20 protein-coding genes are annotated in these 14,643 nt (G+C 65.2%); 3 read left to right on the forward strand and 17 right to left on the reverse strand.

Annotated elements, in window-relative coordinates:
* Positions 1 to 58 precede the first annotated feature (58 nt).
* The 3 genes from ACP15W_RS05790 (at position 59) to ACP15W_RS05800 (ending at position 1,894) form a co-directional block, all read left to right on the forward strand.
* Entirely contained in the window at positions 59 to 334 is a 276-nt protein-coding gene (locus ACP15W_RS05790) for a hypothetical protein (RefSeq protein WP_424931906.1), read from the forward strand.
* Between the two features lie 94 nt (positions 335 to 428).
* Positions 429 to 998 carry a DUF3489 domain-containing protein gene (locus tag ACP15W_RS05795; RefSeq protein WP_424931907.1) on the forward strand — a complete coding sequence of 190 codons (570 nt, stop codon included), beginning with the start codon at positions 429 to 431 and terminating at the stop codon, positions 996 to 998.
* Positions 999 to 1,048: 50 nt separating this feature from the next.
* Entirely contained in the window at positions 1,049 to 1,894 is an 846-nt protein-coding gene (locus ACP15W_RS05800; RefSeq protein ID WP_424931908.1) for a DUF429 domain-containing protein, read from the forward strand.
* On the opposite strand, the gene ACP15W_RS05805 is transcribed toward ACP15W_RS05800, so the two are convergent.
* The 17 genes from ACP15W_RS05805 to ACP15W_RS05885 all read right to left on the reverse strand — a co-directional run bounded on the left by ACP15W_RS05805 (position 1,891) and on the right by ACP15W_RS05885 (position 14,322).
* Complete coding sequence (locus tag ACP15W_RS05805; RefSeq protein WP_424931909.1) at positions 1,891 to 2,109, reverse strand: DUF7220 family protein; 219 nt, start codon at positions 2,107 to 2,109, stop codon at positions 1,891 to 1,893. The two genes, ACP15W_RS05800 and ACP15W_RS05805, sit on opposite strands and share 4 nt — an antisense overlap.
* The gene (locus ACP15W_RS05810) at positions 2,106 to 3,443 is read right to left on the reverse strand and encodes a site-specific DNA-methyltransferase (RefSeq protein WP_424931910.1); all 1,338 of its coding nucleotides are present in this window, start codon (positions 3,441 to 3,443) and stop codon (positions 2,106 to 2,108) included. The genes ACP15W_RS05805 and ACP15W_RS05810 overlap by 4 nt, the downstream gene beginning before the upstream one ends.
* Before the next feature lie 413 nt (positions 3,444 to 3,856).
* On the reverse strand, positions 3,857 to 4,174 hold the full coding sequence (locus ACP15W_RS05815) for a hypothetical protein (RefSeq protein WP_424931911.1): 318 nt from the start codon (positions 4,172 to 4,174) through the stop codon (positions 3,857 to 3,859).
* A 77-nt stretch (positions 4,175 to 4,251) separates the two neighbouring features.
* A complete protein-coding gene (locus ACP15W_RS05820; RefSeq protein ID WP_424931912.1) occupies positions 4,252 to 4,674 on the reverse strand; it encodes a DUF6362 family protein in 423 nt (140 codons plus the stop codon).
* Positions 4,674 to 4,877, reverse strand: a complete 204-nt coding sequence (locus ACP15W_RS05825; RefSeq protein ID WP_424931913.1) for a hypothetical protein — start codon at positions 4,875 to 4,877, stop codon at positions 4,674 to 4,676. The genes ACP15W_RS05820 and ACP15W_RS05825 overlap by 1 nt, the downstream gene beginning before the upstream one ends.
* Positions 4,874 to 5,392 (reverse strand): crossover junction endodeoxyribonuclease RuvC, encoded by a 519-nt coding sequence (locus ACP15W_RS05830; RefSeq protein WP_424931914.1) that lies wholly within the window; start codon positions 5,390 to 5,392, stop codon positions 4,874 to 4,876. The genes ACP15W_RS05825 and ACP15W_RS05830 overlap by 4 nt, the downstream gene beginning before the upstream one ends.
* A 275-nt stretch (positions 5,393 to 5,667) precedes the next feature.
* Positions 5,668 to 8,067 carry an AAA family ATPase gene (locus ACP15W_RS05835; protein ID WP_424931915.1) on the reverse strand — a complete coding sequence of 800 codons (2,400 nt, stop codon included), beginning with the start codon at positions 8,065 to 8,067 and terminating at the stop codon, positions 5,668 to 5,670.
* Entirely contained in the window at positions 8,064 to 8,831 is a 768-nt protein-coding gene (locus ACP15W_RS05840; RefSeq protein WP_424931916.1) for a PD-(D/E)XK nuclease family protein, read from the reverse strand. The genes ACP15W_RS05835 and ACP15W_RS05840 overlap by 4 nt, the downstream gene beginning before the upstream one ends.
* Complete coding sequence (locus tag ACP15W_RS05845; protein ID WP_424931917.1) at positions 8,831 to 9,304, reverse strand: DUF6511 domain-containing protein; 474 nt, start codon at positions 9,302 to 9,304, stop codon at positions 8,831 to 8,833. Before ACP15W_RS05845 ends, ACP15W_RS05840 begins: the two co-directional genes overlap by 1 nt.
* 28 nt (positions 9,305 to 9,332) lie before the next feature.
* Positions 9,333 to 9,941 carry a hypothetical protein gene (locus ACP15W_RS05850; protein WP_424931918.1) on the reverse strand — a complete coding sequence of 203 codons (609 nt, stop codon included), beginning with the start codon at positions 9,939 to 9,941 and terminating at the stop codon, positions 9,333 to 9,335.
* A 13-nt stretch (positions 9,942 to 9,954) separates the two neighbouring features.
* Positions 9,955 to 10,839: an ATP-binding protein gene (locus ACP15W_RS05855; protein WP_424931919.1), complete on the reverse strand. Its 885-nt coding sequence runs from the start codon at positions 10,837 to 10,839 to the stop codon at positions 9,955 to 9,957.
* Positions 10,836 to 11,333, reverse strand: coding sequence for a hypothetical protein (locus tag ACP15W_RS05860; RefSeq protein WP_424931920.1), 498 nt, complete (start codon positions 11,331 to 11,333; stop codon positions 10,836 to 10,838). Before ACP15W_RS05860 ends, ACP15W_RS05855 begins: the two co-directional genes overlap by 4 nt.
* Positions 11,330 to 12,166: a hypothetical protein gene (locus ACP15W_RS05865; protein WP_424931921.1), complete on the reverse strand. Its 837-nt coding sequence runs from the start codon at positions 12,164 to 12,166 to the stop codon at positions 11,330 to 11,332. Before ACP15W_RS05865 ends, ACP15W_RS05860 begins: the two co-directional genes overlap by 4 nt.
* Complete coding sequence (locus ACP15W_RS05870; protein WP_424931922.1) at positions 12,163 to 12,651, reverse strand: hypothetical protein; 489 nt, start codon at positions 12,649 to 12,651, stop codon at positions 12,163 to 12,165. Before ACP15W_RS05870 ends, ACP15W_RS05865 begins: the two co-directional genes overlap by 4 nt.
* 48 nt (positions 12,652 to 12,699) lie before the next feature.
* Positions 12,700 to 13,041 (reverse strand): hypothetical protein, encoded by a 342-nt coding sequence (locus ACP15W_RS05875; protein WP_424931923.1) that lies wholly within the window; start codon positions 13,039 to 13,041, stop codon positions 12,700 to 12,702.
* A gap of 113 nt (positions 13,042 to 13,154) precedes the next feature.
* The gene (locus ACP15W_RS05880) at positions 13,155 to 13,451 is read right to left on the reverse strand and encodes a helix-turn-helix transcriptional regulator (RefSeq protein ID WP_424931924.1); all 297 of its coding nucleotides are present in this window, start codon (positions 13,449 to 13,451) and stop codon (positions 13,155 to 13,157) included.
* 187 nt (positions 13,452 to 13,638) lie between these two features.
* Positions 13,639 to 14,322: a hypothetical protein gene (locus ACP15W_RS05885; protein WP_424931925.1), complete on the reverse strand. Its 684-nt coding sequence runs from the start codon at positions 14,320 to 14,322 to the stop codon at positions 13,639 to 13,641.
* Between the last annotated feature and the right edge of the window lie 321 nt (positions 14,323 to 14,643).

Here is a 14,643-nt window from a genome sequence, read left to right on the forward strand (position 1 = left end):
CGCGAACTGGAGCGAACGTCCATCCCAGAGGAACGATGCAACTCACCATGGAGCCACCATGACGACCACCCGCCTGAACCCGATCACCACCCCGCGCCACGAGCTCCGCGCCGAGAAAGCCCGGCGCAACCGCGAGGCCGCGCTGAACTCCTTCATCGGCAAGAAGGCGGAGATTGACGAGATGCTGGCCCGCTTGCAGGCACTCAGCGACGACCACTTCAACGCCCACCCCGACGAGGTGAACTGGAGCCACGTCGGCATCCTCGAACACTATGCCGGCCTCCTGAAGCGCATCACCGACAGCGCTTTCGGCGAGGGCGAACACGCCCGCTGATCTCCGGCACTGCCGGAACTCCCGCTGCGCGCCCTGCGTGGCTCGGGGTCGTAGAAGGCGCCGCATGACGCGGGCCCGCAAAGGAGACGACCCTATGACCAAGCTTTCCGACACCCAGCTCGTGATCCTCAGCGCCGCCGCGCAGCGCGAGGACCGAAACGTCCTGCCACTTCCCGGCTCGCTCCGCGGCGCCGCCGCCGCCAAGGTGGTCGGCGCGCTCCTCTCCCGCGGGCTGATCGCGGAGACCGCGGCGAACAGTCAGACCAATGCGGACGCCGCGCTCACCCGGATCTGGCGCAACGATGAGGGCGGCCGCGCCATCCTGCTGCACATCACGGACGCTGGCCACGCCGCCATCGGTGTCGAGCCGGACGGCGGCGACAGCGCGCGGACGGGCGCCGACGAGGCGCCGAAGGAGGCTCCGGTCGAGGCCGACCCCGCGCCCAAGGCACGCACACCGCGCACGGGCACGAAACTGGCGGAGCTGATCGAGATGCTCCGCGCTGACGGCGGCGCGACCATCGACGAGATCGTCGCCAAAACGGGCTGGCAAGCTCACACCGTAAGAGGCGCCATGTCCGGTGCACTCAAGAAGAAGCTGGGCCTGACGATCACCTCCGAGAAGGTCGAAGGGCGCGGAAGGGTGTACTCGCTGAACAGATAAGCGGCTGCATTCCCTAAATGCTTTGACTATGCTGCTTTGTGGAGGGCCAGATGCATTTCGTGAACCCGCAAAGCAGCACGGTCATTTTCGGTTTCGACTCGGCGTGGACCGATGCCCCGAAGGCGCCGGGTGCGATCTGCGCCGTGGCGTTTGATAACCAAGGCCAAGTCCAATTCCACGAACCAAAGCTGGTCTCGTTCGCGCAGGCTCGCACTTTGATCGGTGAGGTTCGCAAGGCTTTCGCCGTCAGCCTCGTTGCGCTCGATCAACCAACTGTCGTGCCCAATGCCGCGGGCAGCCGCCCGGTGGACAAAGTCGCCGCGTCCCTCGTTTCTTTTGTCGGCGGTGGCGTTCAGCCGGCCAACCGCAGCAAGATCGGCATGTTCTGCGACGCCTCGCCAATTTGGTCTTTCATTTCCGGTCTTGGTGCGACGGAGGATCCCATTCAGGCGCGCACAGCGTCTGCTGGCCACTTCCTTATCGAAGTATTCCCCGCGCTGGCTCTGCCCGCACTAGACGACGGCTTTGCTCAGCGGCTCCGCGCTCCGAAGTATAATCCGCAGAACCGGAAGAAATTCCGTTTGGAGGACTGGCAGGCGGTGGCGCGCGTGGTCGAGCAGTCGGCCGAGCTGTTCGGTGTGCAAGGGCTGGCCGAATGGGCGCGTCATATGCGGGAGACTGCTAACCCTCGGAAGTCCGATCAGGACAAGCTTGATTCTACCCTTTGCGCGCTGGTTGGGCTCTGCTGGCGAGCTGGCCCAGCTACCGGTTCGGTGATGCTGGGCGATGTTGATTGCGGCTACATGGTTACGCCAATCTCAGAAGCGACATGGCCTCGGCTCGAGAAGGCAGCTATCCGACGCGGTGTGCCGACTTGGCAGGCTCTTGGTTCCTAGTGTCTCATTCGGATCGCTTCGAACAGCCGCCGTAGAGCAAAAGCCCGTACGATGCTGACCACAGTGAACATTGCCCCCATTTTGAGGTTCTGCGCCAGCGTCGTGTGCAGCCCGAAGATCGGAAAGATCAGAATCTGCGTGAAGACGGCGACGCCGTAGCCGACGGTCACGTTGGCGACGGACTCGACCAACGACATGAGGCGCGATTGCTTCATGCGGCCCCATCCTCGTCCTTCGCTGCCGGGGTCTCGTCTAGCCGTTCGGCCCTCGCCTCGGCGAAGCTCCGGCCGTCGCCGTCGAGGATCGCGTCGCGGCCGGTTTCGGCCTGCCAGCGCTCCAACGCGACATCGACGTAAGCCGGGCTGATTTCCATTGCGAAGACGCGCCGACCGTTGGCCTCGCCTGCCATGATCTGCGAACCCGACCCCGAGAACGGCTCGTAGCAGAGCCCGCCGCGGGTGACGTGCTGACGCATGGGGATGCCAAAGGCGTCGAGCGGCTTCGGCGTCGGGTGGTCGGGCCGTTCGTCCTTGGCGAAAGACGGCATCTCCCAGGTCGATGGCAGCGTTTGCTCGGCGACCTTCGGAGGACGGTTCGGACGGCGCCATCCCATGAAACAGGGCTCGTGCTTCCAGAGGTAGTGCGAGCGGGTCAGGACACCCCGGTCCTTCACCCAGATGATCTGCTGATGGACGAAGGCACCGGCCTTCTCCCAGCATGCCTCCAGCATCGCCTGCCGGCGCGAGGCGTGCCAGCAGTACCAGGCCGCGTCCTCGGTGATCGCCTCGGCGACCGCGGCAGCGATGAAGCCGTCGTAGAGGTCGGCGCCCTGCGAACTGTCGTCCCACGTGACACCGTAAGACTGCGACCAGTCCTTGTTCCGCGTCGGGTGGTTCGAGCCATCGTAATCGACGAGGTATGGCGGGTCGGTGGCGAACAAGATCGCGCGCTCGCCGTTCATCAGGCGTCGCACGTCGTCATGCGAGGTCGAATCCCCGCAGAGCAGCCGGTGATCGCGAAGGATCCACAGGTCGCCCGTCCGCGAGGCCGGATTGCGCGGCGGCTCGGGGATGGTCACCGGAGGCACGGAGCCATCAGCGCCGCCTTCACCTTCACCGCTCCCGTCCGGATCGAACGTCAGAAGCGTGTCGAGTTCGCCATCGGAAAACCCGACCAGCGACAGGTCGTAGTCGTCGGCGAGCAGGTCCTGCAGCTCGGCCGATAGAGCAACCTCGTCCCAGCTCCCGAGTTCCGTCAGCTTGTTGTCCGCGATGCGATAGGCCCGGCGTTGCGCCTCGGTCAGATGGCAGAGCACGATCACCGGCGCCTCGGTCAGCCCCAGCTGCGTCGCGGCCAGCACCCGGCCGTGGCCCGCGATCAACTCGCCGTCCTCGCCGACGAGACACGGCACGGTCCATCCGAACTCGGCCATGCTGGCGGCGAGCTTGGCAACTTGGTCCGGCCCGTGCACCTTGGCATTCTTCGCGTAAGGCTGGAGGCGCGCAAGCGGCCAGGTCTCGATCCGCTCGGGAGCGAAGCTCAAGGTCATTCAGATCATCCTGCTGGGGACGGTGGATTCTCGGAGGTGGACTCTCACGCTGGAGTCGACTGGGTCGCGATGGACTCCTTCAGGGTCCAGCGGAAGCCACCTCCGAAGGCGGTGAAGTCTTTGCTCTATCGATGATATTCTGATCGGGCGGGCGGCTGCTGGATTCGGGTGGCTTCCCAAAAATCCGGCCCTGTCGCTAGGGAACTTGCGCGCCTTGCCCGCCAGCATACGTTTCTGGCCGGAAAGGAACCGGAAAACAATCACTTAGCTGATCTCAGCCCCGTCTGTCATCCTCGCGCTGTTTTCCAGCGTCAAGACTTGTCTCACAGAAAAATGCCTATGTGAATCCCCTTCAGTGTCTCAACTCATGATGTCTCACGAAGTCGATTTTTCTTGACAGCCGCCGTCGAACCTCAGGTCACGGACAACACCAGCATCAAGAGCAGCGTGATGATGCGGGCAAGCTCAGCGTGGCCGGTGTCGCCGTCGTAGCGGGCAGCCGAGCGCCAGACGCCGACGGTCGCTAGAACGTTGTATGGCACTGACGGCGCATAGCCCACGACCAGTGCTGCCCACGGCCTGTCTGCGGCAATGAGGGCGAGAAACAGCACGCTGGATGTCACGTTGACCAGGAGGCCGACGGTGATCGCCCAGGTCCAGAACGCCTCGCCCAGAGACAATTCCCCCAGCCAGAGGGAGCGCAGCTTTTTCATGACACATGCTTGCCACATCAGCTGACCCTTGCAAATCGCCAGGGATAGTACGGCCGGAGAACCACGACCCCGTCACCCGTCCTCCGGCCATCTCCTCACCCCGCCCGCGCGATCACGAACCGCTTGCCGCGCCGGTGATGGACCTCCCGCCCGTTGAGCCGCCAGGCGATAACGCTGAGCGCGTAGGCGTAGCGCCGGTGGGCCGTGGGGCGGCTGATGCCATAGCGGTGGCAGAGTTCCTTCCAGCTCACCCCATCGGCCCGCTCCCACATCAGGTGCGCGTCATCGCGCTCGAGGAAGCGGTTCCAGGTGATGGTCTCCTCCATGCGGCTGATGGCCTGCGGCGAGGGGAGCACCTTCATGGGTTTCGGATCCCCGAAGGCAATCTCGCGAGGGCTGCGGAGGATATCCGGCCAGCTGCTGAAGGTGCCCTGGGATCTGAGACCGGGCAGCTTCCGAAGCACCCTGGCGGCTTCCTCGACCCGTTCCTCGACCATGTCACGCGTCCACTCGCTCATCACCGCACCTCCTGCTTGCTTGCCTTCGGCCCATAGAGCTTGTCGCCCAGTTGTCGGACCAGTTCCTGCTCGGGCCAGGTGAGCCGGTCGTCATCGACCGAGACCGCTAGCACACCCTGTTCGCGCCAGCCGTCGCGCTTGACCTGCTCGGGATCCCGGCGGTGACCGCCATAACCGCGGGGCGCGAACCGCATGCCGGTCATGCCAGTCCTCCGCGGGTCTCGATAGCCCAGTGCAGGATGGCGAGCGCATCGGCCTCGTTGTCGTCAGCGGGATGGAAGCCGCGGGACCGGACCGCATCGATAACGGCGGCCTTGTTGGCATTGCCGCGGCCAGTGACACTGCGCTTCCACGTGCCAACCGGCACGCCCTGGTAAGGCAAGCCTGCCGTCTCGGCCCAGGCGGTCAGCGTCGCGAGCAGGCCGCCGAAGACATGGGCCGCGTCGGTCCCGACATGCCGACGCACTTCCTCGAAGTGGATGGCGTCGATGGGCCCGGCATCCGCTGCCAGTTGCTCCAGCCAGCCGCGGAAACGGACATAGCGCATGCCGCCACCGGCGAAGCGGCTGGGCTTGAAGCTGACCGTGCCGCTGGTGATCAGACCGTCTGCCCCGCGCAGCGCCCAGCCGGTGGTGGTGCCGAGGTCGAGGGCGAGGATGCTTCCGGTTGCGCGCCGTGTCTGAGCCTCGGACACAGGTTTAATTGGCCTTGTCGGCATCGTCATCTCCATTGCTGCTCGATAGTGATCCGGTGTGCTGCGAATAGGCGCGCGCGAACACCTGACTACGTATGGGATGGGGGCCAAACCTTCTGGTTGGCCCCCCATACGTAGTATGGGGGCTTTCCACACTAACTCCTCTTTTCCGGGTAACACGCTGAAAAGAAACGAGAAATTAGGAGTTGGCAGGAGTTGGGGAGGAGTTAGGCCACTAACTCCTCGAACTTGGTAAGCGATTGTTTTCATTGAGACAGGAGTTGGGGAGGACATAGGAGTTAGGCCTCACTCCCAGGAGTTAGTCCCGCATCATCGGGGTCATTTTCCCCCGCCGGACGGACCCAGACGGATGAGTTTTCGACCTGCAGGCAGACACCGGATTGCGGGCATTTGTAGTGGCTGGGATAGACCGGCTTGGAAGATACCAGCACTTCGCCCGTCTCGGGATCGACCGTCTCCACAGGACGAAACAGCATGTCCTCGACACAGAGATATCCGAAGCGCGATCGCACTACCGGATAGCCGAAGGGCGTTCCGTCCCGCAGAAACTTCACCAGCCCCTTGGTCGCCAGAACGCTCAGACGTTCACGCAAGGTGAACTTGCTGCCCAGCCCGCCCCTGTTCTCGAAAGCCTCGGCGAACTGCATCGTCGTGTAGAGCCTGCCCTGGGCGGCTTCCTCGAACAGGATCCCGAGGATCACATCCCGCTTGCGATCGCGTTCCGCGTCATGCTTCGCACCCACCCCCTGGCGCACCAGCCGCTCGTTCATCGGGTTGAGCTCCACCCAGCTTCCCTTGACCTTGTCGATGAGCTTCGAGGGCAAGGCCGGGCCGTTGCGGAGCTCGATCTCGAGCCTGCGTTCCGGCGCCTCCTCATCGGGGCGATGCAGGATCAGGCCGGTGGTGTAGAAGCCGCGGAGCGCGCTGGCGCCCGAGAGCGCGAGAAACGGATCCTCCTTCACCTGGTGCTTCGAGAGCTTTTTGGTGTGGTGGACCAAGATGACGCCGCAGTCGGGATCGATGTGATCGCGGAGAACCTCGACCCGGTCCTTGAGGAAGAACATCATCGCGGAATTGTCGTTCTCGCCGGCACCATCAGGCCCGCCGTCGAACAGGTTGCGGATCGGGTCGATGCAGAGGATGTCGACGGGCTCATCGGGGAAGGCGCGCCGGATCGCCCGCGCGACCCGAACGCTGCCCTCGGCATCAAGCAGCATCTGCAGCTTCGGTGTGGCGGCAAGGTTGTCCCGCGCGCCGTCGATGAGGTCCGGCGGCAGGCCGATCCGTTTCATGCGTTCGCGCAGATAGTGATACTGGATCTCGGCCTGCAGGTAGAAGATCCGCAGCGGCCGTGGCGGGGTGAACCCGAGAAAGGCCACACCCGCCGTCATATGCACGAGCCAGGAGATCAGCAGATCGCTCTTGCCGACCTTCGGCGCACCGCCCAATACCAGCAGCCCGCCCGGCGTGAGCACCCGCGGGGCGATGATATCCTCGGGCATCGGGGTGTCGTCGTCGAGCAGCGCGCCCAGCGAGAAGACGGGCAGTTCGTCGGGAACGGGCGCGGCACTGTCCAGCCGGACGAGCGGGGGCCCGTGCTTCTCGACATGGCGTTCCCAGAGCCGCTCGGATTCGCGCCGAAGCCGCTCCATGGGCCACTGGGGCCGCAGCATGGCGGCATTGTAGCCGCAGATGCCTTCCCAGCCCGCATCCTTGGACAGCCGGCCCTCGTGGACCATGCGGATGAAGTGGCCGATGGCGGCCGAGGCGCCCTCGAAGCGCGACCAGTCGTCCTGCGCGCCTTCCCGCACCGGGGTGACCAGCACGTCGTCCACCTGCGGCTTGTCCGGCGTCGCGAAATCCGGCTGCAGCGAGACGCCCGGGGCAGGGGGCATGTCGGTGACGGCCTCGGCGAACTCGTCGAGATCGAACTCGCGGGTCTGGTTCAGGGCGACGATCCGGACGAGCGTCTTGAGGGCGTTCTTGTAATAGACCGAGCCCGCAACGCGGATCGGCTGGTGAGCCGAGCGGAAGTGCAGGTCGCCGCCGACCTTGGCCGCGATATCGCCGCGCAGGCGGCAGACCCGGGCAAGATCGCTGCCCTCGGCGGGTTCGGTCAGGCGCCACCAGACATGCGCCTTGCGCTGCCCGTCCTGCGTCACCCCACCGCTCTCGACCACCATACTGGGCGGACCGAGGTGGCGCTCGAGATGGGTGCGCTTCGCGGCAATGTCGCCGGTGTCGAGGTCGACGACGATGGTTTGCATCTGCCCGACGTCCGCGGCCCGGGCCTGGCCGCTTTCGGCGACGGTGCCGGGGATCACATAGACCGCGGCCCCCTCGCGGGCCGCCCAGTTGGCAAAGGTCGCCATCTTCTCCGGAGCCGCGGCATCGGCATCGATCCAGATGTTGTGCGGCCGTCCATCGATGCCCTGACCCTTGTCGATGAAGCTGCGGACCGGGATCAGCCCGTCGCAATAGCCGAAGACCACCTCCATGAACTGTGCGATCTGCGTCGGGTCCGGTTCGTCGCCGAAGACGTCGATCTGCGGCGCGGCATCGTTGAAGTCGCGCCACGGGTTGAAGTGGACAATGTTCTCATTTGGAGGCGTCTCCTTGCGCTCCCGCGTGTCGGTCCCGGTCGCATCATCGGGCGTGTCGGTCGGGTCGTCGGTCATGCGGAAAGCCTCCAGCAGCGGGCACTCCAGGGGCAGAAGCGGCATTCGTGGAAATCGGCATTGCGGGCGATGCGTGGCAGCAGATCACCGGCATCTGTGGCGCGCAGGATCCGCACGGCCCGATCGGACATGCGCTGCGCGAGACCTGCATCGAACGGCACCAGCTCATGGTGCAGCTCGGCACTGTCCTTGTTGATCGCGGTGAAGAGCGCGGGGGCGGCCGAAATGCCCGGGACGTTCGCCTCCATATAGGCCTGGTAGAGCGCGATCTGCGCGGCATAGACCGGCTTCGATGTTGTCACGCCGTCCCGGACGCAGGCCCGCCAGGACTTCGCGTTCATCGTCTTGCATTCCCAGAGCGCCGGGGTGCGCAGCCCCAATGCCGCTGGCGCCTCGGCGACGATCCCGTCGACATGGCCGCGGATGCGGCCACCGGCGACCGAGAAGCCGAATTGCTCACCGCCCTCTCTATTGCCCTTGCGTGTGTAGAGGTCGAGCCCCGCCGCCCGCAGCCAGCGGATCGCGAGCTCCTCGAGCGCGTGGCCGATGGCGAAGATGCGAAGCGTGCGGCCGGTGAAGTCGGTGCCGTCGTCCTTCGGCGCGCGCGCGAACTCGAACTGGAGCGCCCGCTCGCAGGCATGGCCCAGCCGTGAGGCACCGAGATAATCCCGCGGTGATGTAGCCGCGCGGTCCGCTTCGAGCGCAGCGTCGACGGCCGCATTGATCCGCTCGGCCATGGCGGGACGGGAGTTGAAGTCCAGCATCAGAAGGGGATCTCATCTTCGAGCGCAATCTCCGCCATCTTGGCGCGGAAGGCCTCGATGATGGTCACGATCAGCCGGTGCATGTCGTTCTGGGTCAGTTGGGCCAGCAGGCGGTCCCAGCCGATCCGTTCCATCTCCGGTGCGAGCGCGCGCATCACGGCGGGCAGCGCCCGGGTTTCCTCTTCGGTAAAATCGACCATGGTCAGTCCTCTCTGAGCTTTGCGGGTGAAGGCTTCCTGGCAGACCGTGGAGCAGAACCAGCGGCGGGTTCGGTTAAGCCGCGGTCGGTGGGGATCGAACCAGCCGAAGCCACGCGTGCGGGAGGTGCAGACGGCGCAGAGCGTGAGGCGCGGATGCCAGAGCCTGTCATCGGTTCGCCCTGGCCGTGGCCTGTCCAGGCCGGTCGCGGTGAAGCGCAGTTGCGCTTCACACTTGCCGTCTGGCTGCGGCGTCTGCCTGGGGACCTGAGGCATCGGAGTGGCTCCCGCGTTGCGACGCTTGTCAGTCCGCCCAGGAGGGCCGGCCATGCGGCGCTGGCGACTGGGCATCAAAGGCTGCCTGGTGCGTGGAGGACGCGAAGGCTGGCGCACGAGCCTGATCCGGGTGCGGCGCGGTCCCCATGATCTGCGCATAGTCCCGGTGATCCGGGGTGATGGCCGCGCGGATCTCGTTCTTGTCCTCGCCGTTGGTGTCCTGGCCGATGTCGATTCGGGCGACGAACTCAAGCCCGTCGAGATCGGCAAAACCATTGATCCGCCGCGCGGCCTGCGCCTCGGGCGAATTGTCCTTGTCGGAGATGCCGCGCGCCGAGTTCAGCATGCCGCGCAGGAGACTGCGGCCCATGTTGGCCCATTCCGGGCCCTTCGGACTGTAGAGCCCGATCAGCGACCAGATCTTGCGTTTGGCGTAGGACCCTTCCAGCACGGTGTATTCGGCATCGAGATAGACCGCGCCGGTGGCTGCGCGGCGGGCATAGCCGCCGGTCCAGCCCTGCGCGGGATCGTCGAAGCCTCCGGGCCGAAGGGTCAGCCGCACCTTGGCCAGTGTGCCCTTGGGGATGACATTGGTGGTCGATTGCGCGTCGTTGAAGTCGGTCCAGAGTCCGGACATGTCGGGGGGCCTTTCAGGTCGAGGGATCGGATGAGGTGTGGGGGGTGGCTGCCGGCTGCCGCGGGGGCGCGATCAGCAGCGGGCGCGCGTCGATCGGCAGCGGCTGTCGGACCTTGTCGATGAGCTGGCCCAGATGCGGCGACTCGAGCAGTGCCAGCCGGCCGGAGCGGTCCTTGGCCGGATAGCCCCAGCTGTTCTGCGTCTGGCAGACGAAAACCCGCTGCGGCACGCCATCCTTGTCCGGTAGCGAGGCGAGGGTGATGACCTGATCGACGATCCCCGGCAGTTCGAGCCCGGTCTTCGATCCATCGATCTGCGGCACGAAGACCTTGCGATTGAAATCGTCGCGCTTCTCGTCGAGGATGCCGACGAAGATGACGTTCTTCGCCCGCGTGTGCTGCAGATGGGTGAGCCAGGCGATCATCTCGCGGCCGTGCAGTCCATAGGCGCCGCGGATGTCGGGCTTGCCGGTCTTCTCCGAATTCGCCTCCGGCCGGCCCTTGCACCACTGGAAGCAGAGCCGCCCGGCCACGGTGATCGAGTCGATGAAGATCGTGTTGTATTCTTCCAGGGCAGACGGATCACCGTATTTGGCGCAGACATCTGCGTAGTGTCCCGCGCTGTAGGGCTGGTCCTGCTTCAGTGCCGGGTTCGGCCCGCCAATGAAGACGGCGAAGTCGCGGCATTCCCTCCAGGTCCGCGGACGGATCGTGTCGATGGCCAGCCCCTCGATGGCGAGATCTCCCGCCTCGAGGTCGAAGAACAACGTCGTGCCGGCCTTGAGCGTGCGCAGAAGGGTGGTCTTGCCAGCGCCACTTGCACCGAAGATCGCCGCCTTGACGCCGCGCACTTCCGCCAGCCGCTGGTCGGCGGTGATGATGGGGAGCGCGCCGGTCATGCCGGCACCTCCGGGCAAGCCGCCGGCTGACGGGTCGCCGCCGAAATCGCATTGAGGCAGTCGCCGAAGCTCCAGTCGGGATGATCCGCCCAGATCCGGTCGGCCTGGCGCAGTGCGTTGCGCCATTCGCGCAGCGCAGCGCTGTCATGGGCGATCTGCTGGCGGCGGATCTCGATGGCCCGGGCGAATTCGGCGCGCGACAACTTCCGTGTGGCAATGAGCGTCGTGCCGTCGAGATCCATGGCGACCGCCGCCGGCAGCTGGAACGGCAGCTCGGGCTGGGCCTGGCCCGCGCTCTGGTCCGCCTTGACGCGGAGTGCCCGTGCCCGGGCATCGATTCGGGCAACAACGCCGTCGATCCCGGCGAGAAAGCGGCCATCGGCATCGATATCGTCCCAGCGTTCGACCGCGGCCTGACGCTTGTTGATCGCCTGCCCGGCGACCACATCGCCGACGATCTCGGCGACGACGTCATTCAGGCACATCTGTTTCATTGCGGGGTCTCCTGTTCGAAAAGGGTGCTGAAGTCGGTGAGCCAGGCGGCTGCGCGCTGCAGCGGTGCGATCTCGACGGCATGACGCGCGGCAGGCGGGATGCGGCGGACCGCCTCGGCGGGAATGGGCTGTTCGTCGATGCGTTCGACGATCTCAACCAGACGCTCGTGGATGGCGCGATCCTGCGGGGTGCCGAACACCGCGATCTGCCGGGCACGCTGTTCCGCGCTCAGCGGCGGGGCCTTGTCGGCCTCGAGACGGCGGACGCTGTCCTGTGTGCGTTGCAGCCGATCCAGCGAGCGCTGCAGGCGCGCCTCCGCGGCGCGGCGCACGGCGGAACGTGTCGGCTCTTCGCCTTGAGCCAGGCGCTCGTCGAGGGTGCGGCGCACGAGCCCCGGGTCTGCCACCTCCGCATCGCGGATCAGGCGGGCATCATGGATCTGATCGCGGCGCAGGCCGAGTTCAGTCGCAGTGACCGGAGGCATGTTGTCGCTGCCAACATGCCCCACCGAACCCGGGTTGCACTGACGGGTGGCCACTTCGCCCCGCGCCTGCGCGGCGTCGTATTCGTCGGCCAGCCGACGCTTGGCGAGGGACTCGATCTCCAGTGCGTCCGCCTGCGCCCGGTGCGCGGCAGCGATCAGGTCATCATGTGCAGACTTGGCCCGCTGCATCCGGGCCGAGCGCTTGGCGACGTCGTAGGCAAAACCAGCTGCTTCGCGCGCCTCGAGCACTTCGGCGGCGGTCTTCGCGCCCGAAAGCATCGTGGCCGCCCGATCGATCAGGCTCGGCAGATCCTGTGGGGATGCGGGAAGGGGGGCTATCGCGGTCATTGCGCACCTTCCTCGTGGAGAAGCGTGACCTTGAGCGTGCCGGTTTTTACTGTGCGGGCGCTTGCAAAACCGTGCCGGATGGCCGCAGGCCAGCTGGTGTAATTCCGCTCCCGTACCTTGAAGCTCACCTCGACATAGTCGGCCGGGTCGTCTTTGGACTGGCGGATCCGCTCGACCATCGCGGCGAGCTTTGCCTGGTCCCACTCGACCCGCTTCGGCAGATCGGTCACCACGGTGATGTCGCCATCGTCAAAGCGGACGGTACCGGTGTCTTTGCCGTGCGCGCGTCGCGCCTCCGCAGCATGGTCGCCGTAGCGAAGGACCAGGGATGCATCGAGCTTCGTCTTCGCGGCCTTCGCATGCGCCAGCCGCGCGTCTATCTCGTGCTGCAGGATGGCGAGCAGCTCGACCGGCATGTCCGCGATCTCCTGCGCTGTGATTTGCGTCAGGTCCTCGGCAGTGGGGGCATTCTGGGGGAAGGGCATATGCGGGTCTCCGTGGTAAGGGAAAAAGGGGCAGGGCTGCCGGCGCCATCAGGCTACGTCCTCGAGCAGGTGCATCGAGAGCGGTGCCGCCACCTGCGATGACTTCGGTCGGGCGATGGCGATGTAGGCGAAGTGACCGGGACCAAGGCGCTCCTGGACGAGGTGAACGAGGTCCCGCTCGAAGAGAGCCAGCGCGCGGTGCCGGAGGTGTTTCAGCGCAAGACTGTCCCGTTCACTGAGCCGCTTGTTCTTCTCCTCGATGTCGACCGCGAGAAAGCCGCGGTGATATTCCAGCCGGTCGCCGGGCGTCGCGGTGCCGAGCCAGACGCAGAGGTCGATCTCGCTGACCGAGGAAGGCTTTGGAATCCGGTGAGGGGGCGGGTGCGCCATGACAGATTGATCTCGGATTGAAGGGTTGCCTGATGCCCCGTTCGGGTCTGATCCCGTTCTAGGCCATCTCGAAAAAGGTCGCATTACGAACAACTTCGCAGAACTACGCAGCACTACGCATGTCGGTTTCTGCGGGGGGAAGCGGGCTCGCGCGTAGCACTTTTTTCGGGAGAGGCTGGATCGCGAAGCTGTGCGGACCTGCTCCCGGTCGTTTGGCCCGTAGGCTTCGCCCCGGTCATGCGGAGTTCCCTCGCTTCGAAGGCCTCGATGTCCTCGATCCGGTAAAGGATCCGGCCGCCGATCTTGAGATAGGGCGGTCCTTTCTCCTCACTTCGCCAGCGTTCGAGGGTGCGGGAACTCAGGCGCCAGCGGCGCGAAAGCTCGATCTGATTGAGATGTTGAAGCGTCATCACCTGCTCGTCCTGTAGTTGACAGGCTCAGGGTCGCAGAGACCGCTGGGGGATGTCGTCAGGATCGCAGGGGGATCGGTGAGAATGACGCCTCAGAAAAATCAGCATGTTACCGATCTGCCCGGTGGGATCGGTGATGGATGGGTGAGAAGTGGTGCCAGAAGTCAGCCTCGTGAGCCCGACGAATTCAGTCCAGGGTGAGGCGGAGCCGATAGCGTCCGCGGCCGTCCGACTGGATCAGGTCGCGCCACCGCGCCTGCGATTTGAAGACGTCTGACATCCTGAACGATGCAGCGCCGGCTTTGGAAAGGAGCGTCTTGCCGTCGCACCAGGGCTGGTCGGTCAAGGCCGCCTTGTGCAACAGCCGCACGACGTCCGCCTGGACAGGGCCCAGGGACAGCTCGGTCGCCCCAAGCCGGACGGTGCGGTAGTCGGGGGCGTGCTGGAAACGGATACTGTCCCCGACGATCTGGCAGGCGTTGTCATGAGCGGCTTCAAGGCGATCACGCTCGTCACGCCGAACAACCAGGTGATCGATCCGGACCTTGACCGACGGCGTCGGATCGATGGCGACGGTGTATTCGGTGTCCCGGGCTTCGAACTGCCCGACGTCGGCGGCACCATATCGGAAGATGCGGAACGCGTCCCGCCGTTTCAGGTCGATGATACCGGTGTACCAGGAACGTTCGTGCGGGATCCGGACATCCTGATCGTTGTCGACTTCCAGGGACCCATGTTCCAGATGCGCGTCTTCGAGGCGGGTCGAGACCTTCAGTTCGTCGTTTTCCGCGAGGTAGCCGAGGTCCCGGATCCTCACGCCCCAGCGTTCCGAAACCTCCTCGAGGTCGAAGTATTTCTTGTTGACCCGCACTGTCCACACTCTGTCACTGGTTGTGTTCTTGTTTCGTTCTACGATTGGTTCTGCTCAGCTTCAACCGCCCCCGACCAGCGTACGCACGGGTTCGCTGACCCGCTTTCTTCTACGCAAGGCTACGACAACTGACTGATTTGGCTGTGAACTTTCCTCTGCTTCGCGCATTCTGGCGGTCATGGAGAGAATGAAATGAATCCTCTGAACCCCGACCGCCTCACTCCCGCCGAGCGCCGCGCCGAACTCTGCCGCATACTCGCGTTGGGCCTAATTCGCCTGCGGATGCGGGCCCGACAGTCAAGCGAACTATCCGACCGGATG

Origin of the sequence: Amaricoccus macauensis (genome assembly GCF_049800915.1) — a bacterium.
GTDB lineage: Bacteria > Pseudomonadota > Alphaproteobacteria > Rhodobacterales > Rhodobacteraceae > Amaricoccus > Amaricoccus macauensis_A.

Bases quoted from the DNA above. Each gene is read 5' to 3' on its own strand.
- ACP15W_RS05790 (WP_424931906.1), top strand. From the start codon at position 59: ATGACGACCACCCGCCTGAACCCGATCACCACCCCGCGCCACGAGCTC.
- ACP15W_RS05795 (WP_424931907.1), top strand. From the start codon at position 429: ATGACCAAGCTTTCCGACACCCAGCTCGTGATCCTCAGCGCCGCCGCG.
- ACP15W_RS05800 (WP_424931908.1), top strand. From the start codon at position 1,049: ATGCATTTCGTGAACCCGCAAAGCAGCACGGTCATTTTCGGTTTCGAC.
- ACP15W_RS05805 (WP_424931909.1), bottom strand. From the start codon at position 2,109: ATGAAGCAATCGCGCCTCATGTCGTTGGTCGAGTCCGTCGCCAACGTG.
- ACP15W_RS05810 (WP_424931910.1), bottom strand. From the start codon at position 3,443: ATGACCTTGAGCTTCGCTCCCGAGCGGATCGAGACCTGGCCGCTTGCG.
- ACP15W_RS05815 (WP_424931911.1), bottom strand. From the start codon at position 4,174: ATGTGGCAAGCATGTGTCATGAAAAAGCTGCGCTCCCTCTGGCTGGGG.
- ACP15W_RS05820 (WP_424931912.1), bottom strand. From the start codon at position 4,674: ATGAGCGAGTGGACGCGTGACATGGTCGAGGAACGGGTCGAGGAAGCC.
- ACP15W_RS05825 (WP_424931913.1), bottom strand. From the start codon at position 4,877: ATGACCGGCATGCGGTTCGCGCCCCGCGGTTATGGCGGTCACCGCCGG.
- ACP15W_RS05830 (WP_424931914.1), bottom strand. From the start codon at position 5,392: ATGCCGACAAGGCCAATTAAACCTGTGTCCGAGGCTCAGACACGGCGC.
- ACP15W_RS05835 (WP_424931915.1), bottom strand. From the start codon at position 8,067: ATGACCGACGACCCGACCGACACGCCCGATGATGCGACCGGGACCGAC.
- ACP15W_RS05840 (WP_424931916.1), bottom strand. From the start codon at position 8,831: ATGCTGGACTTCAACTCCCGTCCCGCCATGGCCGAGCGGATCAATGCG.
- ACP15W_RS05845 (WP_424931917.1), bottom strand. From the start codon at position 9,304: ATGCCTCAGGTCCCCAGGCAGACGCCGCAGCCAGACGGCAAGTGTGAA.
- ACP15W_RS05850 (WP_424931918.1), bottom strand. From the start codon at position 9,941: ATGTCCGGACTCTGGACCGACTTCAACGACGCGCAATCGACCACCAAT.
- ACP15W_RS05855 (WP_424931919.1), bottom strand. From the start codon at position 10,839: ATGACCGGCGCGCTCCCCATCATCACCGCCGACCAGCGGCTGGCGGAA.
- ACP15W_RS05860 (WP_424931920.1), bottom strand. From the start codon at position 11,333: ATGAAACAGATGTGCCTGAATGACGTCGTCGCCGAGATCGTCGGCGAT.
- ACP15W_RS05865 (WP_424931921.1), bottom strand. From the start codon at position 12,166: ATGACCGCGATAGCCCCCCTTCCCGCATCCCCACAGGATCTGCCGAGC.
- ACP15W_RS05870 (WP_424931922.1), bottom strand. From the start codon at position 12,651: ATGCCCTTCCCCCAGAATGCCCCCACTGCCGAGGACCTGACGCAAATC.
- ACP15W_RS05875 (WP_424931923.1), bottom strand. From the start codon at position 13,041: ATGGCGCACCCGCCCCCTCACCGGATTCCAAAGCCTTCCTCGGTCAGC.
- ACP15W_RS05880 (WP_424931924.1), bottom strand. From the start codon at position 13,451: ATGACGCTTCAACATCTCAATCAGATCGAGCTTTCGCGCCGCTGGCGC.